This is a genomic window from Arthrobacter sp. NQ4, from assembly GCF_029077345.1.
Taxonomy (GTDB): Bacteria; Actinomycetota; Actinomycetes; order Actinomycetales; family Micrococcaceae; genus Arthrobacter.
In genome coordinates this window covers 286520-308143 of the sequence record NZ_JARETC010000003.1, presented here as the reverse complement: position 1 = coordinate 308143, position 21624 = coordinate 286520, and the positions used below count along the sequence as shown (strand labels likewise).

Sequence of the window (21624 nt, the reverse complement as noted above, 5' to 3'; positions counted from 1 at the left end):
GTCACTCGGCGAAGGGCAGGCGCTGCAGCCGCTGGCCGGTCTCCGTGTTCCGCCGGCGTGACTGCGTCAACCTGGTGTACTCCCTGTTCCGGCGTTCAGCGACGACGGCGGCCAGGTAGTCATCGGGACCGGTCCCGGGCGGCGGGGCGGGTGCCACATGGGCCGAGAGTTCCTCGGCGATCGCCTGGGCCATTCCTGCCCTGGAAAACGGAGCCATCCGCCCGGCCTGGCGGATAAACTGGGCGGCCCTGCGCGCCGTGGCGTCGGGGATGCGCCCAATGTCCGCCGCGGCAGCCCAGGACTGCAGGTACGGCGGCACGAAAACCCGGACGGCCGCGTCCGCTGGAACCCGGCTGCGCACAGCGTACGTGCCGGCGAGCAGGTCGCCGAGCCGCCGGGATTTGTCGTTGAAGAGCGCCACGGCGAGGGCAAGGCCGCCAAACGTCAGGTAAATCTCAAGGAATCCGGTCAGCCCGCGGATCACGGCGTGCCGGAACCGGATGGCGCCCCCGTCCTCCCGCACCACCCGCAGGCCGGTGGCCAGTTTGCCGAGCGACCGGCCCCGGCTGAGTGTTTCCACCCCCACCGGCACCACCACCAGGCAAAAAACGACGGCGGCCAGGCCCAGGGCGCGCGCGGCAGCATCGTCCAGGTCAGCGCCGGCGGCGGACAGGCCAATCATGATCAGCACGAGCAGGACCACATGGACGACGACGTCGATGACCAGGCCAAGGGCCCGGGCCGCGAAGCTCGCTGGCCGCAGCTCGAGTACTACTGCCTCGCCGGTGATTATCTGGCTCACACTGCGTCCCCGCCCTTCGCAGCTGCTGGTATGGACCGTCCGATGGTGCGGACGGTCAAAGTCTAATGCCGGGCGCTAGGCTGTAGCCGTGGACATGGATGCCTTCGCCGCCGTTAACGCTGACAAATGGGCGCGGCTGCAGGAGCTCGCGGGAAAAGGCAGGCTCACCGGCGCCGAGTCTGACGAGCTGCTGGCGCTGTACCAGTCGACGTCCGGCCACCTGTCGCTGGTCCGTTCCGTGGCCCCGGAAAGCGGGCTGTCGGCATCCCTCTCAGCCACGCTGGCCCAGGCGAGGACCCGTTTTACCGGTGCACGGTCCAATGCCATGGCTGACCTTGCCAGGTTCTTCGTGGTGGCACTGCCGGCTGCGCTGTACCGACTGACCTGGCTGACGCTGGCGTGTGGAGCAGCCTTCGTCCTCATCGCCGCGGCGTATGCGGCATGGATCGGGACGTCACCGGAGGCACTCCGGGCCGTAGCCTCCGAGACCGATGCCGCCCAGTATGTGGAGCAGGACTTCATCAACTACTACTCGGAGAACCCTGCAGCGTCCTTCGCCGGAGCCGTATGGACCAACAACGCGTGGATCAGTGCTCAGGCCGTGGCCCTGGGGATCACCGGGGTCTGGGTGCCGATGATCCTGTTCGGCAATGCCCAGGGAGTGGGCATTGCCGCCGGAATCTTCGCGTCCGCCGGCAAATCGGATGTTTTCTTCAGCTACATCCTGCCGCATGGGCTGATGGAGCTGACCGCCGTCTTTGTGGCCTCGGCCGCGGGACTGCGGATCTTCTGGGCCATGGTCTCGCCCGGGCCGCGGACCAGGGGGCGGGCGGTCGCGGAAGAAGGCCGGTCGTTGGTCACGGTGGCCCTGGGGCTGGTCCTCGTACTGTTCGTCTCGGGGCTGGTGGAAGGCTTTGTCACGCCCAGCCCGCTGCCTGCCTGGGCCAGGATCGGCATCGGCGCGGCAGTCCTCGCCGCGTACTGGATCTACGTCCTGGTGTGGGGCAGGCGCGCATTCCTCGCCGGGGAACGCGGGGACCTCCGCCGGGAAGACGCGGGCTACACGGAAATCGCTGCCTGAATCGTTGTAATCCTGCCGGGGTGGTTCCTCGCCCAGCGGAAGTCCCTGACGGTAGGCTCGACAGCAGAATCAATCGCACCGGCGGCATGGGGCCGGTGCGGAACCCAACGGAAGTGACGCTGCTGTGAATGACGAAACACCGGTCCGCGCCAAAAGCGCTGCGCCGCAGCCGGAACCTTTGCTGGATACGTCCAGGGATTCCGACGAGCCCGCGTTCTCCTGGCTGACGCCCACTGATGGCGGCACGTCCGACGGCGACAACACCGACGGCGACACGTCCGGCGGAGAGAAGCCCGGCGGCGACAAGACCGACGGGGCAGAACCGCTCGGGGACAGGCCTGCGCGGCAGGAGTCCGCGGCAGAAGGCAACGCCGCCCAGCCCGAAAGCCGTGCCCACCGCAGGGCTGCGGAAGCCGCCGTCGAATCCTCCGCCACGGGGAATCCCGCCGCCGGTCCGTCCGCTGCCGGCCGGCCCGGCTCCGGCCCGTCGACCGCCACCGCCTCCACGGACGGGCATGCCGGCAGCAGTGCCTCGCCGGTTTTCAAGGAGCCCCTTCCCACCTCCGCCCTGCACGTCCGACCCCCTGAGGAGGAAGTGGAGCGCCGCAACGCCCAGCGTGAAAGCGCCGCGAACGCCAAGCCTGTGGCACCCCGCGTCATGCAGGTCCTGCTGGCCATCATCTACCCGTTCATCCTCCTGATCCTTGCCGTCCGGGCGGTGACCACCCCGCTCTTCCTCTGGGTGGAGTACAACCGTCCCGGTTTCCCGGGCGATGGCTACGGCTTCAGCACCGACGACAGGATGACCTACGGCTCCTACGCCGTGGACTACCTCCTCAACTGGTCCGGCCCCAGGTACCTGGGCGATCTGGTGCAGCGCGGCGGCGATAAACTCTTCAAGGACGGCGAAGTCAGCCACATGGCCGACGTCAAGACGGTCATCCTGTCCACCTTCGGCGCCGGTGCGCTGCTGCTCCTCCTGGCGCTGATCGCAATCCTGTACCTGCGCAGGCGCAGCACCGGCGGAGTCCGGCGGGGCCTCTTCGCCGGCTCCATCATCACACTGGTCCTCATCCTGGGCCTGGGAGCACTGGCGGCACTGGGCTGGCAGCAGTTCTTCACCGAGTTCCACCGGATCTTCTTCGCTGACGGGTCCTGGACGTTCAGCCTGGACGACACCCTGATCAGGCTGTTCCCCAGCCAGTTCTGGATCGACGCGGGCATCGGCATCGGTGCCCTGGTGCTCCTGGCATCCATCGTGACGCTGGTGCTCACGTGGCCCACCCGCCGCCGCCGCGGTGTTGCGCCGCAGGAAAAGCGCGTGGACGGGGAGCAGGAAAAGGTGGATCAGCCGTAGATCTTGGCGATCTCCGCCTGGAACTCCTTGACGACGGCGGCCCGCTTCAGTTTCAGTGACGGCGTCAGGTGCCCGGACTCCACGCTGAATTCGGCGTCCAGGAGCCTGAACGTCCGTACCGACTCGGCTTTGGACACCATCTGGTTGGCAAGGTCCACTGCCTCCTGAAGGGCGGCCAGGACCTGGGGGTCGCCGGCAGCTTCACTGAGGGGGAGCGGAGGCAGGCCACGCTCGGACCGCCAGTCGGCAACGCCTTCCGGGTCCAGCGTCAGCAGGGCCGAGACGAACGGCTTGCCGTCGCCCACCACCACCGCATGGCCCACCAGCTGGTGGGCGCGGATCTTTTCCTCCAGCGGCCCCGGCGCCACGTTCTTGCCGCCCGCAGTGACCAGCAGGTCCTTCTTCCGGCCCGTGACGGTGAGGAAGCCGTCCTTGTCCAGGACGCCAAGGTCACCGGTGCGGAAGAAGCCATCCACGAATGCCTCGGCGTTCGCCGCCGGGTTGCCGTGGTAACCCCTGAAGACGCCGATTCCCTTCACCAGGATTTCGCCGTCTTCAGCAACGCGAATGGTGGTGCCCGGAATGGGGATCCCCACAGTTCCCACCTTGGTGCGGGACGGGGTGTTGGCGGTGCAGGGCGCCGTGGTCTCGGTCAGCCCGTAACCCTCCAGGACGGGAATGCCCACGCCACGGAAAAAGTGTGCATCCTCGGACGCCAGCGGGCTGGCCCCCGAAACGGTATATCCCACCTCTCCGCCCAGCGCCTGGCGCAGCCGCGGATAGACCAGGCGGTCATACACCGCATGCCGGGCCCGGACCAGCAGCCCGGGGCCCGGACCGTCGCCCCGGCTCTGCCGGTCCAGTTCCCGGGAGTACGCGATCGCGGCTGCTGCCGCGGCATCGAACAGCCTCCCCTTGCCTGCCGCGGCGGCCTTGTGCGCTGCCGTTGCCCGGACCTTTTCGAAGATGCGCGGCACCACCAGCAGGAAGGTGGGCCGGAACGTGCCGAGGTCTTCCAGGAGCTGCGCCGCGCCCGGAGTGTGTCCCAGGGTTGCCCCTGCAGCCAGGCAGACCACTTGGACGGCCCGGGCCAGCACGTGGGCCAGCGGCAGGAACATCAAGGTGCGGGCCTGGTCCTTTTGCAGGATTTCGGGCAGGAACGCAACGATGTTCCTGGCCACCAGGGCGAAGTTCCCATGCGTGATCTCGCAGCCCTTGGGCTTTCCCGTGGTGCCCGAGGTGTACACCAGCGAGGCGAGGTCGGCCAGCCCCGCGCGGCTGCGCTGCCGCTCCAGCTCGGCATCGCTGACTCCGGTGCCTGCAGCGGCGAGGCTGGCAAGGTCCGGGGCCTCGCCGTCGTAATCCATCCGCACCACGTTGACCAGGCGGTCGCTGAGCTCGGCGGAACCTGCCACCACGCCGGTGACCAGCTGCACCGTGGCGCGGTCGCCGGCGAAGACGCGGCGGACTCCTGCGTCCTGGATGATCCACTGCACCTGGCTTGCGGAGGACGTCTCGTAGATGGGTACCGTGACGCCGCCGGCGAACCAGATGGCAAAGTCCACCAGCGTCCACTCATAGGAGGTGCGGGACATGACGGCCACGGTGTCGCCGGGCTCCAGGCCGCCGGCGATGAGGCCTTTGGCCAGGGCGCTGACGTCCTGCAGGAACTTCTGCGCGGTGACATCCACCCAGCCGTTGGGGCCCTTCCGCCGGTACAGGGCGTGGGCCGGGTTGGCGGCGTGCTGCTCCAGCAGCAGGTCCGTTACGTTGCTGTCGGCGTCAAGCTCAACCAGCAGTTCGGTACTCGCTTCTCTCACAGCAGGTCTCCGTTTCCGCTGCCACGCCGCGGCAGCGGCTCCATCAGGTCTCTGTTGCCATCCTGCCCTAGATCCAGGATGGCATCCACATCCGGACTTTCCAGTCGACGTACGGGATCACTTCGGCTGTCCAGATCGGGTAGAAGAATGCCGACAGCAGCACTACCGCGGCAAGGAACAGGACCACCAGGTACAGTCCGGAGCGACGGCGCCACGGCGGATCCGAGGACCTTCCCAGCACCAGCCCCAGGCAGTACACCAGGGCCAGGACAAGGAACGGTTCAAAGGAGACCGCGTAGAAGTAGAACATGGTCCGCTCCGGATACATGAACCACGGCAGGTAGCCCGCAGCCACGCCGGCCAGCACGGCCCCGGCGCGCCAGTCCCGGCGTCCCGCCCACCAGAACAGCAGGACCACCAGCGCGATGGCCGCCGGCCACCAGATCAGCGGGTTCCCGACCGACAGGATGGCGGAGGTGCACTTCTCCACGTCACAGCCCGGGGTGCCCTGGGGCGGGGACTCATAGAAGAACGACGTGGGCCGCCCCATCACCAGCCAGCTCCAGGCGCTGGCCTGGTAGGGGTGCTCCGAACTCAGGCCCTGATGGAAGTTGTACGCCTCCAGGTGGTAGTGGACCAGGGACCTGACGGAGTCGGGGAGCCACCCCCATTCCGCCGAGGGGTTGCTTTCCGCCCAATGGCGGAAGTAGGCGTTGTCCGACAGGAACCAGCCTGTCCAGGTCGCCGAGTAGACGATCCCTGCCACGGGGACCATGCCGAGGAACGCCGGGATGCCGTCCCGGATGGCTCCGCCGCTGATCCAGCCCCGAATGCCCGCCACCCGCCGGGCATTGAGGTCCCAGAGCACGGTGAGGAGGCCAAAACCGGCAAGGAAGAACAGACCCGACCATTTGGTGCCCACCGCCAGGCCCATGCAGACCCCGGCGGCAACCCGCCACCAGCGCACCCCCAGCCACGGGCCGGTCAGCAGCGTGCTGGCCGGTGGCTGTCCGCCGTTCGCGGCAGCGGCGCGTGCCAGCCGTGCGGCCAGGCGGCGGCGCCCGTCGTCGCGGTCCATCAGCAGGGCGCCGAAGGCGGCAAGGATCCAGAACGTGAGGAAGATGTCCAGCAGCGACGTCCGGGACATCACCAGGTGGTGGCCGTCGACGGCGAGGAGCAGCCCCGCCGCGCCCGCCAGGGGAAGCGAGCGGAACAGTTTCAGGGCGATCAGGGAGACCAGCAGCACGGTGAGCGTGCCCGTAAGTGCTGCCGCGAAGCGCCAGCCAAAGGGGTTCTCCGGCCCGAACAGCCACATGCCCGCCGCAATCATCCATTTGCCGACCGGCGGATGGACCACATATTCCGGAGTGTTCAGCAGGACGTCGGGATTCCCGGCGTCGAAGGAATCATTGGCTTTGTCCGGCCAGCTGCGTTCGTAGCCGCTGATCAGGTAGGAGTAGGCATCCTTGACGTAGTACGTCTCGTCGAACACCAGCTTGTGCGGCACTTCGAGGCGGATGAACCGGAGGAGGCCGCCGGCCACCGCCGTGAGCACCGGGACCAGGATGTACCAGAGCCGGAGCGACGGCGGGTAGTCGCGCCAGGATAGTCCGGTACCGATCAGCTGGGTCGTCAGCGCCTCGGCGGTGAACGCTTCGTCCGGCCGGCTGATCCAGGGCCGGACTGCTTTCCCCCCGGGTTCCCCTGCAGTGGCGCCGGTGCCGGCTGGGGATGCCGCCGGGCTGGGTTTCCCGGCCCCGGCGGGCCGCGTCGAGGTCTGCGTCACGAGCCCCATGCTACCTTTTGCGGCTGGAAGACCCGGCAGCAGTAGGCTTGGTGGGTGGACCCGAACCCCAGCCCCCTTCCCGAGCCCGCCCCTTCGACGGCGGGGCGGATTGTCCTTGCCGCCACTCCGATCGGGAACACCGGCGATGCCTCCGCCCGGCTGGTGGAACTGCTGGGCACCGCGGACATCGTGGCGGCAGAGGACACCCGGCGGCTGCACCGCCTGGTCCAAAGCCTAGGTGTCGCCGTTGCGGGCCGCGTCATCAGCTACCACGAACACAATGAGGCCACCCGGACGGCCGAGCTCCTGGACCAGGTCCGTGCAGGCAGCACCCTTCTCATGGTTACGGACGCCGGGATGCCCGCGGTGTCCGACCCCGGTTTCCGCCTGGTGGAGGGGGCCATCGCCGCGGGACTTCCCGTGACCGCTGTCCCCGGGCCGTCCGCGGTCCTCACGGCGCTGGCATTGTCCGGCCTGCCCACTGACCGGTTCTGCTTTGAAGGATTCCTGCCCCGCAAGGCCGGTGAGAGGGCCTCGCGCCTCGCGGACCTTGCAGGGGAGCGGCGCACCATGGTGTTCTTCGAGGCACCGCACCGGCTTGAAGCCATGCTGCGGGCCCTGCGGGAGAGGTTCGGCCCGGACCGGCCCATCGCAGTGTGCCGGGAACTGACCAAGACGTATGAGGAAGTCATCCGCGGCACCGTGGGCGAGCTCCTGCAGTGGGCTGAGGACAACGAGGTCCGCGGCGAGATTGCCGTGGTGCTTGGCGGCGCCCCCGAACAGGCAGCCGGCACCCCGGAGGACCACGTTGCGGCCGTCAATGAACTGGTGGCCCAGGGCATCCGGCTGAAGGAGGCCGTAGCCGCCGTCGCCGAAGATGCCCGGGTCAGCAAGCGGGAGCTCTACTCGGCGGTCCTGGCCGCACGGTAGCGGGCAGCGAAGCCGTTCGTGACGCGCTGCGCCCGTGCTGTGCAGCTGCACAGCACGGCGGCGATTCCGCAGTGCGCAACGGCGTAGACCATGGGGGTGGCCCGCAGTAGTCTGGCAGTTAATCAGCCCCATGATCCCGGTCACTCCGGCCGCGGCGACGGGCTGCCACAACCCTACCGACGAGGGAGTCATCGTGACTGTCACTGCACAGCCGGCCGTTACCGCCGAGCGCGAAACCCGGCTTTTGGCCTCCGTTCCCACTGGGCTGCTCATCAACGGTGAGTGGCGCGACGCCGCGTCCGGCAAGACGTTCGACGTCGAGGATCCCGCCACCGGGAAGGTGCTGCTGAGCATTGCCGACGCCGGCCCCGAAGATGGTGCGGCGGCCCTGGACGCTGCCGCGGCAGCCCAGGAGTCCTGGGCGAAGGTACCGCCCCGCGAACGGGGGGAAATCCTCCGCCGGGCCTTCGACCTGGTGACGGAACGGGCTGAAGACTTCGCCCTCCTGATGACCCTGGAAATGGGAAAGCCGCTGGCCGAAGCCCGCGGCGAAGTGACGTACGGGGCGGAGTTCCTGCGCTGGTTCTCTGAGGAAGCAGTACGTGCCTTCGGGCGTTACTCGGTGTCTCCGGACGGCAAATCCCGCCTCCTGGTGGCCAAGAAGCCGGTAGGCCCCTGCCTGCTGATCACCCCGTGGAACTTCCCGCTGGCCATGGCCACCCGCAAGATCGCGCCCGCCGTCGCTGCCGGCTGCACCATGGTGCTGAAGTCCGCGAACCTCACGCCGCTGACGTCCCAGCTGTTCGCCGCCGTCATGCAGGAGGCCGGCCTGCCCGCCGGTGTCCTCAACGTCATCCCCACCTCCACGGCCGGGGCCACCACGGGACCGCTGATCAAGGATTCCCGCCTCCGCAAGCTGTCCTTCACCGGCTCCACCGAGGTGGGCCGCCGCCTGCTGGCCGACGCCTCCGAAAACGTGCTGCGCACTTCCATGGAGCTGGGCGGCAATGCCCCGTTCCTGGTCTTCGAGGACGCCGACCTGGATGCTGCCGTCACCGGCGCGATGGCCGCAAAGCTCCGCAACATGGGCGAGGCCTGCACCGCTGCCAACCGGTTCATCGTCCATGAGTCGGTGGCGGCCGAATTCGCCGAGAAGTTCGCCGCGAAGATGAAGGAAATGACCACCGCCCGGGGCACCGAACCCGAATCCAAGGTGGGCCCGCTGATCGACGGCAAGAGCCGGGACAAGGTGCACGAGCTGGTCTCCGACGCCCTGGCCTCCGGTGCCAAGGCAGTCCTGGGCGGCGCTCCCGTGGAGGGGCCGGGCTACTTCTACCAGCCCACCATCCTGTCCGGCGTTTCCGAGGGGACCCGGATCCTGTCCGAGGAAATCTTCGGCCCGGTTGCCCCGATCATCACCTTCAGCAGCGAGGACGAGGCCGTCCGGCTGGCCAACAACACCGAATACGGCCTGGTGGCGTACGTCTTCACCAAGGACATCAACCGCGGTATCCGGATGGGTGAGCGGCTGGAAACCGGCATGCTGGGCCTGAACGCCGGGGTCATCTCCAACGCTGCGGCACCTTTCGGTGGCGTGAAGCAGTCGGGCCTGGGCCGCGAAGGCGGCCTGGAAGGCATCGAGGAGTACCTCTACACGCAGTACATCGGCATCGCCGACCCCTACGCCGGCTAGCCCCGGCAGTCCGCAAGACCACACGTGCCGGCCGGGACTTCCCCGGCCGGTACCTGTGTGTTCAGCCCCCGCCTGCCCTGCCGCCGCCGTCGTCCGGCGCTGACCTGAAGCGTGCCCGGGCGTGCGGCACCCGGCGGATGGCACGGCCGGCAGCGCTGAACGGCATCCTGAGCAGCCGGCCCAGCCGCAGGGTGACCGACGGCGGGACCCACGAAGCAGCCCAACGCCTTGGCAGCGGGGCATTGGCGCGCAGTGACGCCTCCACGGCGGCAATGCCGGCTGCAAGGTCCTGGACTGCTGCATCGGCGGAACTGGCGGCGCCCGGACGTCCATACCTGTGGTGCTCAAAGGCTGAAGTGAGGGAGGCCACCGCCCCGTGGGCGTCCTGGTCCATACCGCCGGGCTCGCCCAGCAGGGTGCTGCGGAACCGGGCCGCGTAGGCCCGCGGCGTCTCGCTGTTCCCCGCGGGGAGCCCGTAGTCGGTGCCGAGGTCCCGGAGCTCGCTCCACGCCAGCGGGACGGCCAGGTCAGGGCGCTTCGGGTGCAGCCGCCGGGACCGGGCGCCGGCGCGCACCAGGTGCGGCGCGGCGGCCAGGAGTACCAGGCCCACCGCCCCGGCCGTCCCAAGGAGCCAAGGCATCAGGGGCACGCCGTCGCCGGAGCCGCTTCCGCCTGCGCCCGGGAGGGCCTGTGCCGTTGCGCTGGGGGACGGTGCTGGTACCGGGACGGTGTCGGGAATGAGTCCGTCGTTGTTGCCCAGCGATTCCGCCACTGATGGTGCTGAGGTCTCCGTGGCGTAGTCAGGGACCACTCCCCGCGAAGGGGTCGGTTCGAAGGGCACCCAGCCCAGGCCCTGGAAGTACAGTTCCGGCCACGCGTGGGCGTCGCGGGCATCGGCCTCGTACTCAGGGAGGGACCCCTGGCCGGCCACCGTTATGGTGGCCCCTGTCAGCCTGCCGGGGGCGTAACCCACGGCAATCCTGCTCGGAATGCCCTCCAGCCTGGCCATCACGGCCATCGCCGAGGCGTAGTGGATGCAGTAGCCGCTCTTCTGCTGCAGGAAATCTGCCAGGACGGAGAGCCCGTTGCCGTCGTAGCCGCCCTGCACCGGTGACTGCAGCGAGTAGGTGAACTCGGACGAGCGCAGGTACTTCTGGATGGCCATGGCTTTCTGGTACGGCGTCCCGGCGGATCCGGCCACAGTCTGTGCAGTGGTTTTGACGATGTCCGGCACATTGCCCGGAATGCTGGTGAAGACGTCGGGGATGCCGCGCGCCGGGGCCGAGGACTGGGCCAGCAGGGCTGCGGAGAGCTTGGGCACGGCAGAGGTCACCAGGTATTCCTGCCGCCGGGTGGTGGTGTCCGTGCCCTTGATGCTCAGCGTGGCCGGATCCCAGGTCCACTGGCCGCCCAGGCCACGGACGGTTTCAGGGGCATAGGGGACCGGCAGGTAGGGGCTGGTGAAGGAACCGGCGTCGACGGCGGTGACCAGGCGCACCTGCTCGTCGGTGAGGACTTGATAGCCGGGGTCGATCCGGCCGTCAAGGGGGACCCGGGATACGTTGCGGTCGTCGGGGCCCCAGGAGTCGCCGTCGAAATTGTCCACGGTCACCGAGCGCAGGTAGAGGGGCGTCGGTGAATTGGTGGCGTACGTGATCCTGCCGCTTCCGTCGGGCGTGCGCAGGCTGTTGCCCAGCGTGATCATCGGGTTGAGGCCGGTGGAAGCGCCCCACGGATTCAGCCTGGACCCCTGGGGGAAGGTGCCGCGGTCGAAGCCCGGAATGGCCAGTGGCAGCACCAGGGTGGCGGCCAGGGCCACGGCCCCGGTCAGCGCGGCGCGGCGCAGCAGTCCGGGACTGCGTGCCGGTCCGCCCTGCAGCCTGCCGTCCGGGGCGAACCACTGGCTGACGGCAAGGATCAGCAGGTATCCCGCCGCGGTGGCAAGGAAACTCCCCACTCCCACGCTTTGGGGTTTGATCATGGCCGGGACCACCAGCAGGGCCAGCAGGCCGGTGCCGGAGGCGGCCGGCATCCCCAGAGGCACCGCGAGGGCATCGACCAGAATGACCGCCAGGCCGAGCACGGCACAGACCACCATGACAATTCCGGCGTTGGGCGCCACGGGCGCTGTCTCCGCCAGCACGGTTTCGCTGGCGCGCTGGATCAGCCGGTCCAGCTCAGGCAGCGTGGCACCGGTGGGGACCACCCACAGGAAGCTGGAACCGCGGAAGAAGGTCATGGTCAGGACGCCGCCCAGCGCCACGAACCCTCCGGCGGTGACCAGCAGCGGCTGGGCGCGGACGGAACGGAGCGCGGCAAGCGTGAGGGCCACCGCCAGCACGGTGGTCATGGCGGGCCAGTACCAGTTCCAGCCGCGAAGGACACCGTTCAGGGACAGGGCCGCCCCGCAGACCGCCAAGGAGATTGCAGCCGCCATGGCCCAGGGATAGGCGCCCGCACCGGTGCGCCCCGCAGGAACCCGCCGATTGTCCCGGGCCTGGTCTCCGGAGCTCCTCGTCCGGGCCGGTGCGATGGTCATTTCGCCACCCCCGCTCCCCGGCGGACCTCCGCTGCGGGCGCGACGGGCAGGGCGGGGTCCTGGGCAAACTGGCCCCAGGCAGCAGCAAGCCGGGTCTTCGGCGCCGCGGCTACGGCCCGCCAGCCGCCCTGCCGCAGCACATCGAGGACATCCTGAAACTCCGCGGGCCGTTCCACGGCGAGGAGTGCGAACGCATCGGTCCCGTACGCGGCAGCCGGCGCCAGGGCTGCTGCCTCCTCCTTGGTAATCCGGCCCAACACTGCGATCAGCGGCCCCCGCATGCGGTGCGCGGACAGCTTGTCCATCAAGCGGTCATCAAATGCCGGCGGCCCCTGGTCGCTGCCCACGTGCGTCCGCGCCCCGGCAGCAGCCCGCCGCTCTATGTTCCTGCCGGGCAGCTCCGGGTGCGCTCCGTCCCGCCGCGGGTGGAGCGTGCCGGAGAGATGGATGGCCGCCAGGCTCTCGGCGATCGACTGCAGGCCGGATGCGCCGCTGTACTCCTCCGCCCCAGGCTCCGGAGAGGAGGGCGAGTGCAGGAATGCCGGGTCGCCGGCGGCATCCAGCAGCCGAAGGCTGTAATTGCGTTCAGCCAGGTGGGCGCCGGCGGACATGGCGGCAACCACGGACCACTCGAAGGTGTCGCTGGTGGCGGGCGCATGCCCATCGTGGCCGGGAAGCCCCGGCATGGATGTTCCAAGGCCGCCGGCGAACGCGCTGGAACGGTGGTCAAGGATGATGGTCGCTTCCGGCGTGGTGACCGATTCCTCCTGCCGGACCATCAGGGCCCCGTGCCTGGCCGTCGCCGCCCAATGGACCCTCCGCATTGGGTCCCCATGGCGGTATTCGCGGGTCATGACATCGTCGTCGCTGGGATTCGCGCGCACGCGGGTGGCGGTGACGCCGTCGTTGCCCCGCGCTCCGCCCAGTCCGGTGGCAGGCAGAGCGACGGCGGCCGGCGTCACGGTGAGGACGTCGCCGTCGTCAATGGGCCGCCGGTGCAGAGAGAGGCCGAAGGGGTCGGTGAACTCTGCCGTTACCGGCCCAATCCTGAACTGCCCGCGATACCTGGACGTCAGGTGGTATTCGTAACGGCTGGTGCCGCCGGTGGCGGAACGGGACGGGAACCGGAACGCGGGTGCCTGGCCAAACTGTCCCGGCAGCCGCTCCTCCATGACCACCCGCCCGCTGCCCGGGCCGGTCCTGGCCACCGCAAGGTTGACCGTGGCCGGTGCCGACGTTTCCACCGGGGAGGGGTTGAATTCCCGGTAGACCCGGAAGCGGGGTTTCACCAGGCGGACGCCTGCGAGGGAGACGAGCGGAAGCACCAGCAGCAGCAGGGCCAGCGTCAGGAGGTCGCGGCGGCCCATGACCTGGGCCGCAGCCAGCGTGAAGGCACCGGCCGCCAGCATGCCCCATCCGCGCCTGGTGAACAGGTGCTTCGGGAGCTTGTGCAGGAAGGCCATGGTGTGCGCCTAGCGGTTCCTGCTGCCGGCGGCCGCCGCTGCCCGGTTGGGCTGCCCCGGGGCCGCCTGGGGCACGGGCAGCCGGGACAGGATGCTGCGCAGGATGCTGTGCGGGGTCTCGCCTGCGCCGGCAGCTTTCCGGTCAAGGATGATCCGGTGCGCCAGGACGGCTTCGGCCACATCACCGACGTCGTCCGGAAGCACAAAATCGCGCCCGTCCAAGGCGGCGGTGGCCTTGGCGGCGCGCAGCAGCTGCAGCATGGACCGGGGGCTCGCGCCCAGCCGCAGCAGCGGGCTTTCCCTCGTGGCCCTCCCTATCGAGACCGTGTATTCCTTCACGGGATCCGAGACGTAGACCTGCTGGACGGTGGCGATCATGGCGGCAACATCGGAAGCTGTGACCACGGGGGTGACGGTGGCCAGCGGCGAGACTGCCTGGTGCGTCTCCAGCATCTCGATCTCTGCGTCCTTGTCCGGGTAGCCCATGGAAATCCGGGCCATGAACCTGTCCCGCTGCGCCTCCGGCAGCGGATATGTCCCTTCCATTTCGATGGGGTTCTGGGTGGCCACCACCATGAACGGCTCATCGAGTTTGTAGGACGTACCGTCCACCGTGACCTGGTGCTCCTCCATGCATTCCAGGAGGGCCGACTGGGTCTTGGCGGACGCGCGGTTGATTTCGTCGCCGATGACGATGTTGGCGAACACCGCGCCCGGCCGGAATTCGAAGAGCCTGGAGGCCTGGTTGTAGATGGACACCCCGGTCACGTCGGAAGGGAGGAGATCGGGGGTGAACTGGATGCGGTTGACGGTGCAGTCAATGGTCCGCGCGAGGGTTTTTGCCAGCAAGGTCTTTCCGACGCCGGGCACGTCCTCCACCAACAGGTGGCCCTGGGCGAGGAGGACGGTGAGCGCCAGCTTGGCGGCATCGGACTTGCCGTCGATGACGGTATTGACCGTGGTCAGGATGCGTTGCGCTGCTGCGTGGAAGGCACCGGAATCCATGGCTGCAGGCCGGTGGCCGTTCAGGTGGCTGACGGAATCGGCGACGCCGGCCAGGTTCAGGTTCGGTGCGCCTGCGTTGTTGGCAGTGCGTCGGTGGGGTTCCATCGGCAACCTTTCAGCCCGGGTTTCACCTGGACGTGACAGCAAGCCTGCCTTCGCCCCTCGGTGGGCGTGCGCGTGTCTTCGTTCCAGACTACTAACACAACTGCCGTGCCTGACAGAGAGTTCCGGCAAATATAGGGGAGCCTTGGGCCGCTAGGCTGGTTGGATGTGCAATTCGTCGATTCCCGCCGCCTACCGGGTACCCGCCGCAGACGCGGAACCGGAAGCGGACGCCGGGCGCCGGAAGGATTTCCCGCCTGCGCCGGAGCCCCTGCCAGTACCGGTCATGGACAACCACACCCACCTGGACTTCCCGGAAGGAAAGGGACCCGTCGGGATCAAGGCTGCACTGGATGCGGCAGAGGCCGTGGGCGTGCAGGGTGCGGTGCAGGTGGGCTGCGACCTGGAGTCCTCGCGGTTCACGGTGGAGGCGGTGGACCAGGACCAACGGCTCCTGGGAGCTGTGGCACTGCATCCCAACGATGCTCCGCACTACGCCGCCCGGGGCGCACTGGAAGCGGCCCTTGCCGAGATCGAACAGCTGGCCGCGCATCCCCGCATCCGGGCCATCGGCGAAACCGGGCTGGACTTCTACCGCACGGAGGGCGAGGGGCTGCGGCACCAGGAGTACTCCTTCAGGCGGCACATCGACATCGCCAAGCGCCTCGGCCTCACACTGCAGATCCATGACCGGGACGCTCACAGTGACGTGGTCCGTGTGCTCCGGGAGGAGGGTGCACCGCAAAGGGTGGTGTTCCACTGCTTCTCCGGTGACGAGGACCTGGCACGGACGTGTAACGAACAGGGCTGGTGGATGTCTTTTGCCGGCACCCTGACGTTCAGGAATGCCGCCAACCTCCGTGCCGCGCTCGCGGTCGCGGACCGGGAGCTGGTCATGGTGGAAACGGACGCTCCCTTCCTGACGCCGCACCCACACAGGGGGCGGCCGAACGCGAGCTATATGGTCCCGTACACCGTGCGGGCCATGGCAGAATTGACAGGCTCCGACCTCGCCGCACTTTGCACCTCCATCAGCGAAAATACCCTGCGGGCATACGGATCCTGGGCTTAATCCCACCCTCCTGCGGCACCCTCTATCGCATACCTGGTATGCAAAAATGTTGGCTGCTTTATAACGCTACGGTTACAGTGGGAAACTATTAGCCGGGGTCGGGGAAGGCCAACGGGTAATTTCACTCCACGTGCAGCCGGGCCGGCCTGTCCAACATCAGGCCTCGCCGCTGCGCGGAGTGTGGCGGCGCACTGGTGCCCGGACTCTCCTTTTTGAGGTTGCTCCGGGCATTTTATTGCGCATTCCCCGTGCCCGGATGGACCGAGAGTTACGGGCAATCGTGATCAAGTTCTTCACATCGGACGGCAAGTTCAGCTTTATAAAGGTTGGCGCCCAGCTGCTGGTGCTTTGCGGCCTGGTCGCAGGCCTCGTAGCCTTCGTGGGCAATAACAAAACAATCACGCTCAACGTGGACGGCCAAGCGTCGTCCGTGCAGTCCTTTGGTGGAACAGTGGAACAGGTGGTCAAGAGCGCCAACCTGGACCTGAAGCCCGGCGACCGCGTTTCCCCCTCCCTTGACGCCACCGTCCAGAACGGCACCGTCATCAACATCAACCAGGCCAAAGAAGTCAAGGTCAGCCTTGACGGGGCCGAAAAGACGGTCAACACCACGGCGCAGGACGTCGAAGACCTGGTGACTGAACTCGGTGTGGCCAGTGCCTCGTCCGTTTCGGCGCCCAAGGATGCCACCCTTTCGCTGGCCGGTTCCTACGTCTCCATCTCCACGCCCAAGACCGTCAGCATCGTGGCCGACGGCAAGGTGAACACCGCCACCACCACCGCCCCCACGGTCGGCAAGGTCCTCGAAGACTCCGGCGTAACCCTCGGGGCCAACGACCGCACCTCCCAGCCGGCCAACGCCAACGTGGTGAACAACATGGTCATCAAGGTTTCCCGGGTTGACACCGGCCAGACCGCCGTCACCAGCGAAGACGTTCCCTTTGACACCGTCACCGCCGAAAGCGCGGACATGCTCAAGGGTGAGAAGGAAGTGACCCAGGCCGGGGCCGCCGGAAAGATCGAGCGCACCTTCAAGCTGGTGCTCGTGGACGGCCGGGAGGCTTCCCGCACCCTGGTTTCGGAAAACGTAGCGGTCCAGCCGGTCACCGAGAAGGTCACCGTGGGCACCAAAGCCAAGCCTGCACCCCAGGCCGCCGCAGCCCCCGCGGCCGCCAACACCGGCGCAGCAGCACCGGCCATGATGAACGAAGCCATGTGGGACAAGATTGCCCAGTGTGAGTCCACCGGAAACTGGAGCATCAACAGCGGCAACGGCTACTACGGCGGCCTGCAGTTCGACATCCAGACCTGGATCGGCGCCGGCGGCGGCGCCTATGCGCCCAACGCCAGCCTGGCCACCAAGGCGCAGCAGATCGACATCGCCAACCGCGTCTACGCACAGCGTGGCCTGTCACCGTGGGGCTGCGGCTGGGCCGCCAGCCGCTGATCGGCCGGCATCAACGCGCAAAAAACGGCTGTGGCCGGCCCCGGGTACTCCGGGGCCGGCCACAGCCGTTAACGGGGGAGGGCCAAGTGCCGCGCGGGATAGGATACCTAGGTGACTGAACCGATCCCCGCCGTTCCCGCACCGTTGTTCGGTGCCTCCGACATACGCCGGATGGCAGAGGAAATTGGGGTCAGGCCCACCAAGACCCTGGGCCAAAACTTTGTCATTGACGGCAATACCATCCGCCGGATTGTGGCCGCGGCAGGCGTGGGGCCGGATGAAACAGTGCTCGAGGTCGGTCCGGGGCTGGGCTCCCTGACGCTGGGGCTGCTCGACGCGGCAGCGGCGGTCGTCGCCGTCGAAATCGATCCGGTCCTTGCCGCAAAGCTCCCCGAAACCGTGAACGAATGGCGCCCGGCCGCTGCAAACGCGTTTCACCTGGTGCACGCCGATGCCATGAAGGTCACCGAACTGCCGGTGCAACCCACGGCGCTCGTAGCCAACCTGCCCTACAACGTGGCAGTTCCCGTGGTGCTGCACCTCCTGCAGCATTTCCCCAGCCTGCAGCACGGCCTGGTGATGGTGCAGGACGAGGTGGCAGACCGGTTGGCAGCCGGACCCGGATCCAAAACCTACGGTGTTCCCTCCGTCAAGGCCGCCTGGTACAGCCAGATGCGCAAGGCCGGCGTGATCGGCATGAACGTCTTTTGGCCGGCCCCCAAAATCCATTCCGGGCTTGTGGCCTTCACCCGCCGCGAACCCCCCGCCACCACCGCCACCCGCGAACAGGTGTTTGCCGTCGTGGACGCCGCGTTTGCGCAGCGGCGCAAAACGCTCCGGGCCGCCCTGGCAGGCTGGGCCGGGGGAGCGCCGGAAGCTGAGCGTTGCCTGCTGGCAGCCGGCGTCGACCCCACCGCACGCGGCGAGGTCATCGACATCGCCGCATTCGCCAGGATCGCCGAAGCCAGGGAAAACCGCCCGTGAACGCGGGACTTGAGAGGGCGGCCAGGGGGCGGTTCGCGGCCAGGACGGTGCGCGTCAAGGCGCCCGGCAAGGTCAACGTGTCCCTCGCCGTTGGGCCGCTGCGGCCTGACGGCTACCACTCGGTGGCCAGCGTCTACCTCGCAGTGTCCCTCTATGAGGAAGTGGCAGCGACCAGCACCGCCGCCCCGGGAATCACCATCAGCCTCAGCCCCGAAAGCACCCTGGACCTCGACGCCGTCGACATCCCCCTGGACAGCAGCAACCTGGCCTACAAGGCGGCCGCCATCATGGCCGACGTCTCCGAACACGCCACCGGCGTGCACCTGGAGATCACCAAGCGGGTCCCGGTGGCCGGCGGCATGGGCGGCGGATCGGCCGACGCCGCTGCCACGCTCCTGGCCTGCGACGCCCTCTGGAACAGCGGGCTGTCCCGCGAGGAACTGGCACACCTTGCAGCGGAACTGGGTGCCGACGTCCCCTTCTCTCTCCTGGGTGGAACCGCCGTCGGACTTGGCCTGGGCGACGAACTCTCTCCGGCCCTGGCCAAGGCGCAGACCCACTGGGTCCTGGTGGTGGCCGACTACGGCCTCTCCACTCCCGAGGTCTACCGGACGCTGGACCGGTTGCGCGACGCCGAGGGAATCGACGCCGGGGAACCCACCGGTGTTGACCCGAAGATCCTGGCGGCGCTGCGGGGCGGCGACGCGGAATCCCTGAGCCGCGTGCTGGTCAACGACCTGCAAAGGGCGTCCATTGAACTCTCGCCTGCGCTGCGCGATACGCTGGGAATCGGCGAGTCCCACGGCGCCATGGCGGGCATGGTCTCCGGATCCGGCCCCACCGTGGCTTTGCTGGCCGAGGATTCCGTGGCAGCCGCTGCCCTCGCAGAGGACCTGCAGCGCTACGGCCTGACAGCACTCGCCGTCCACGGCCCGGTCCCGGGCGCGCGCATCATCTCCGACACCCTCCTTTAATACTTCCAGTCCGGCAGCAGAAAGCAGTTCCCTTTGGCACACCTTCTTGGCGGCGAAAACCTCACGGTTTCCTACGCAACCCGCACCGTCCTGGACGGCATCACCCTGGGACTGGAGGAGGGGGACCGGATCGGCATGGTGGGCCGCAACGGTGACGGCAAGTCCACCCTGATGCGCCTGCTGTCCCTGCGCTCCACCCCGGACTCCGGCCGTGTCACCAAACGCGGCGACGTCAACGTGGGATACCTGGACCAGAGCGACGTACTCGACGGCGACCTCACGGTGGGTGCTGCGATCGTAGGGGACCAGGCGGACTACGAATGGGCCCGCAACCCCCGCATCCGGGAAATCATGGGCGGCCTGGTGTCCGACGTCGACTGGCACGCCAATGTCCACGCCCTCTCCGGCGGCCAGAAGCGGCGGGTGGCCCTGGCCAAGCTGCTCATCGAGGACCACGACGTCATCATGCTCGACGAACCCACCAACCACCTCGACGTCGAGGGCGTTGCCTGGCTGGCCCGGCACCTGAAGACGCGCTGGCGGCCCAACCAGGGCGCCTTCCTGGTGGTTACCCACGACCGTTGGTTCCTCGACGAAGTCTGCACCAAGACCTGGGAGGTCCACGACGGGATCGTGGACCCCTTTGAAGGCGGTTACGCCGCCTACGTCCTGGCCCGGGCCGAACGGGACCGGATGGCATCCGTGGTGGAGGGCAAGCGCCAGCAACTGGTCAAGAAAGAACTCGCCTGGCTGCGCCGGGGTGCCCCTGCCCGGACCGCCAAGCCGAAGTTCCGGATCGAGGCAGCCAACGCGCTCATCGCCGACGTGCCGGCTCCGCGTGACTCCATGGCGCTGAGCAAGATGGCCACCGCCCGCCAGGGCAAGGACGTCCTGGACCTTGAGAACGTGTCCCTGAACTTCCAGGGCGGCGACGACGGCAGGAAGCTCTTCGACAACATCACCCTCCGGCTGGCCCCGGGGGAGCGGCTGGGCCTGGTGGGCGTCAACGGCGCCGGCAAGACCACCCTCCTGAAACTGCTCAACGGCGAGATCGCGCCCGACGCCGGGAAGCTGAAGCGCGGCAAAACAGTGGTCACCGCGGTCCTCACCCAGGAGGTCAAGGAGCTCGACGACGTCGCTGACCTGCGTGTCATTGAGGTCATTGAGCGGGAAAAGCGTTCCTTCAACGTGGGCGGCAAGGAATTCACGGCCGGCCAGCTGGTGGAGCAGCTCGGGTTCACCAACCAGAAGCAGTGGACGCCGGTGAAGGACCTCTCCGGCGGTGAGCGCCGCCGCCTGCAGCTCCTCCGGCTGCTGGTGGGCGAACCCAACGTGCTGATGCTCGACGAGCCCACCAACGACCTCGACACCGATACCCTCGCCGCCGTCGAGGACGTCCTGGACGGCTGGCCGGGCACCCTGGTGGTGGTCAGCCACGACCGCTACCTGCTTGAACGGGTGACCGACCACCAGATGGCACTGCTCGGCGACGGCAAGCTGCGCGGCCTGCCGGGGGGCGTGGACCAGTACCTTGAACTGCGCGAGTCAGCCTTGGCCGGCTCAACCGTGACCGGCGGCGGAAACCCCGTCACCAGCGCCGGGCAGGCGCAGGCTGCCGGGGGGACCGGTGCGGGTCCCTCCGAGGCCGAGAAGCGCGACGCCCGCAAAGCCCTCAACAGGATCGAGCGCCAGCTCAAGAAGCTCGACCAGGAGGAAAAGAAGCTTCACGACGCCATGGTGAAGACCACCGAGGCCGGCGACTTCGACAAGCTCGCCGACCAGAACAAGCAGCTTAAAGACCTCACGGACGAAAAGGACGCCCTGGAACTGGAGTGGCTGGAGTCCTCGGAACTCCTGGGCGACTGACCCCCTTCGCCGCGGACGGAACCACGGCAAGGCTTAGGGTTCAGACTGCAGCTCAGGGTCCTTCTTGAGGCCGGTCAGGCCGTTCCAGGCGAGGTTGACCAGGTGCGCGGCAACGGTCTGCTTGTCGGGCTGGCGGCTGTCCTGCCACCATTGCCCCGTCATCGCCACCATGCCCACGAGCATCTGGGCGTACATGGCGCCGTCTTCGCCGCTGAGGCCGCGGCGGGAGAATTCGTCGGAGAGGATGTGTTCCACCCGGGCGGTGACGTGGGACAGCAGGGTGGAGAAGGCGCCCTCGGGCTGTGAGGGCGGAGCGTCGCGCATCAGGATCCGGAAGCCCTCCGTGCGTTCCTCGATGTAGGTAAGCAGGGCCAGGGCGGCGCGTTCCACGAGGACGCGGGGCTTGGCTTCCTCGGTGAGGGCAGCGTTGACCGCGTCCAGCAGGATGTGGAATTCGCAGTCCACTACTTCGGTGTAGAGGCCTTCTTTGGAACCGAAGTGTTCATAGATGACCGGTTTGGACACTCCCGCGCAGGCTGCAATCTCCTCGATGGTGGTCCCGTCCAGCCCGCGGACGGCGAAAAGGCCGCGGCCGACGTCGATCAGCTGGCTCCGGCGCTGCAGGCCGGTCATCCGCATCCGCGGAAGGTTGTTGCTCACCTTCCCATCATGCCCCACCGCCGGCGGCGGTATTCAGCGGGGC

General features: G+C 68.1%; 16 protein-coding genes. 9 read left to right on the top strand and 7 right to left on the bottom strand.

Annotated elements, in window-relative coordinates:
- Nucleotide 1: 1 nt before the first annotated feature.
- The gene (locus PUN51_RS07770; protein ID WP_159632509.1) at nucleotides 2–802 is read right to left on the bottom strand and encodes an RDD family protein; all 801 of its coding nucleotides are present in this window, start codon (nucleotides 800–802) and stop codon (nucleotides 2–4) included.
- 88 nt (nucleotides 803–890) lie between these two features.
- Between PUN51_RS07770 and PUN51_RS07765 the strand changes: the two genes are divergently transcribed.
- Together PUN51_RS07765 and PUN51_RS07760 are read left to right on the top strand one after the other, a co-directional pair.
- Complete coding sequence (locus tag PUN51_RS07765; protein WP_275180406.1) at nucleotides 891–1883, top strand: stage II sporulation protein M; 993 nt, start codon at nucleotides 891–893, stop codon at nucleotides 1881–1883.
- Nucleotides 1884–2007: 124 nt separating this feature from the next.
- On the top strand, nucleotides 2008–3240 hold the full coding sequence (locus tag PUN51_RS07760; RefSeq protein WP_275180405.1) for a TIGR01906 family membrane protein: 1233 nt from the start codon (nucleotides 2008–2010) through the stop codon (nucleotides 3238–3240).
- Here PUN51_RS07760 and PUN51_RS07755 read toward each other — a convergent pair.
- Together PUN51_RS07755 and PUN51_RS07750 are read right to left on the bottom strand one after the other, a co-directional pair.
- Nucleotides 3231–5060, bottom strand: coding sequence for an AMP-dependent synthetase/ligase (locus PUN51_RS07755; protein WP_275180404.1), 1830 nt, complete (start codon nucleotides 5058–5060; stop codon nucleotides 3231–3233). The genes PUN51_RS07760 and PUN51_RS07755 overlap by 10 nt on opposite strands.
- A 67-nt stretch (nucleotides 5061–5127) precedes the next feature.
- Entirely contained in the window at nucleotides 5128–6855 is a 1728-nt protein-coding gene (locus PUN51_RS07750; RefSeq protein WP_275180403.1) for a dolichyl-phosphate-mannose--protein mannosyltransferase, read from the bottom strand.
- Nucleotides 6856–6900: 45 nt separating this feature from the next.
- On the opposite strand from PUN51_RS07750, the gene rsmI reads away from it, so the two are divergent.
- Complete coding sequence (gene rsmI, locus PUN51_RS07745) at nucleotides 6901–7776, top strand: 16S rRNA (cytidine(1402)-2'-O)-methyltransferase (RefSeq protein ID WP_159632505.1); 876 nt, start codon at nucleotides 6901–6903, stop codon at nucleotides 7774–7776.
- 193 nt (nucleotides 7777–7969) lie between these two features.
- Entirely contained in the window at nucleotides 7970–9469 is a 1500-nt protein-coding gene (locus tag PUN51_RS07740) for an NAD-dependent succinate-semialdehyde dehydrogenase (RefSeq protein WP_224025469.1), read from the top strand.
- A 61-nt stretch (nucleotides 9470–9530) separates the two neighbouring features.
- Here the strand turns inward: PUN51_RS07740 and PUN51_RS07735 are convergent, their stop codons facing one another.
- The 3 genes from PUN51_RS07735 to PUN51_RS07725 are packed head-to-tail and all read right to left on the bottom strand — an operon-like array spanning nucleotide 9531 to nucleotide 14581.
- The gene (locus PUN51_RS07735) at nucleotides 9531–12008 is read right to left on the bottom strand and encodes a transglutaminase TgpA family protein (RefSeq protein ID WP_224025470.1); all 2478 of its coding nucleotides are present in this window, start codon (nucleotides 12006–12008) and stop codon (nucleotides 9531–9533) included.
- On the bottom strand, nucleotides 12005–13471 hold the full coding sequence (locus PUN51_RS07730; RefSeq protein ID WP_224025471.1) for a DUF58 domain-containing protein: 1467 nt from the start codon (nucleotides 13469–13471) through the stop codon (nucleotides 12005–12007). Before PUN51_RS07730 ends, PUN51_RS07735 begins: the two co-directional genes overlap by 4 nt.
- 9 nt (nucleotides 13472–13480) lie before the next feature.
- Complete coding sequence (locus PUN51_RS07725) at nucleotides 13481–14581, bottom strand: AAA family ATPase (protein ID WP_159632501.1); 1101 nt, start codon at nucleotides 14579–14581, stop codon at nucleotides 13481–13483.
- 163 nt (nucleotides 14582–14744) lie between these two features.
- Here PUN51_RS07725 and PUN51_RS07720 point away from each other — a divergent pair, with 163 nt between their 5' ends.
- The 5 genes from PUN51_RS07720 (at nucleotide 14745) to PUN51_RS07700 (ending at nucleotide 20921) form a co-directional block, all read left to right on the top strand.
- Nucleotides 14745–15650, top strand: a complete 906-nt coding sequence (locus tag PUN51_RS07720) for a TatD family hydrolase (RefSeq protein WP_224025472.1) — start codon at nucleotides 14745–14747, stop codon at nucleotides 15648–15650.
- Between the two features lie 256 nt (nucleotides 15651–15906).
- Nucleotides 15907–17097 (top strand): resuscitation-promoting factor, encoded by a 1191-nt coding sequence (locus tag PUN51_RS07715; protein ID WP_224025473.1) that lies wholly within the window; start codon nucleotides 15907–15909, stop codon nucleotides 17095–17097.
- 111 nt (nucleotides 17098–17208) lie between these two features.
- Complete coding sequence (gene rsmA, locus PUN51_RS07710; protein ID WP_224025474.1) at nucleotides 17209–18081, top strand: 16S rRNA (adenine(1518)-N(6)/adenine(1519)-N(6))-dimethyltransferase RsmA; 873 nt, start codon at nucleotides 17209–17211, stop codon at nucleotides 18079–18081.
- Nucleotides 18078–19055: a 4-(cytidine 5'-diphospho)-2-C-methyl-D-erythritol kinase gene (locus PUN51_RS07705; RefSeq protein WP_224025475.1), complete on the top strand. Its 978-nt coding sequence runs from the start codon at nucleotides 18078–18080 to the stop codon at nucleotides 19053–19055. The genes rsmA and PUN51_RS07705 overlap by 4 nt, the downstream gene beginning before the upstream one ends.
- Before the next feature lie 33 nt (nucleotides 19056–19088).
- Nucleotides 19089–20921: an ABC-F family ATP-binding cassette domain-containing protein gene (locus tag PUN51_RS07700; protein WP_224025476.1), complete on the top strand. Its 1833-nt coding sequence runs from the start codon at nucleotides 19089–19091 to the stop codon at nucleotides 20919–20921.
- A gap of 33 nt (nucleotides 20922–20954) precedes the next feature.
- Here PUN51_RS07700 and PUN51_RS07695 read toward each other — a convergent pair whose 3' ends face one another.
- Complete coding sequence (locus PUN51_RS07695) at nucleotides 20955–21581, bottom strand: TetR/AcrR family transcriptional regulator (RefSeq protein ID WP_159632496.1); 627 nt, start codon at nucleotides 21579–21581, stop codon at nucleotides 20955–20957.
- Nucleotides 21582–21624: the final 43 nt, after the last annotated feature.

What these genes read in the sequence shown, in the direction of transcription:
- PUN51_RS07750 (WP_275180403.1), bottom strand. Translation starts at nt 6,855, where the DNA reads ATGGGGCTCGTGACGCAGACCTCGACGCGGCCCGCCGGGGCCGGGAAA.
- PUN51_RS07735 (WP_224025470.1), bottom strand. Translation starts at nt 12,008, where the DNA reads ATGACCATCGCACCGGCCCGGACGAGGAGCTCCGGAGACCAGGCCCGG.
- PUN51_RS07730 (WP_224025471.1), bottom strand. Translation starts at nt 13,471, where the DNA reads ATGGCCTTCCTGCACAAGCTCCCGAAGCACCTGTTCACCAGGCGCGGA.
- PUN51_RS07725 (WP_159632501.1), bottom strand. Translation starts at nt 14,581, where the DNA reads ATGGAACCCCACCGACGCACTGCCAACAACGCAGGCGCACCGAACCTG.
- PUN51_RS07720 (WP_224025472.1), top strand. Translation starts at nt 14,745, where the DNA reads ATGTGCAATTCGTCGATTCCCGCCGCCTACCGGGTACCCGCCGCAGAC.
- PUN51_RS07715 (WP_224025473.1), top strand. Translation starts at nt 15,907, where the DNA reads ATGGACCGAGAGTTACGGGCAATCGTGATCAAGTTCTTCACATCGGAC.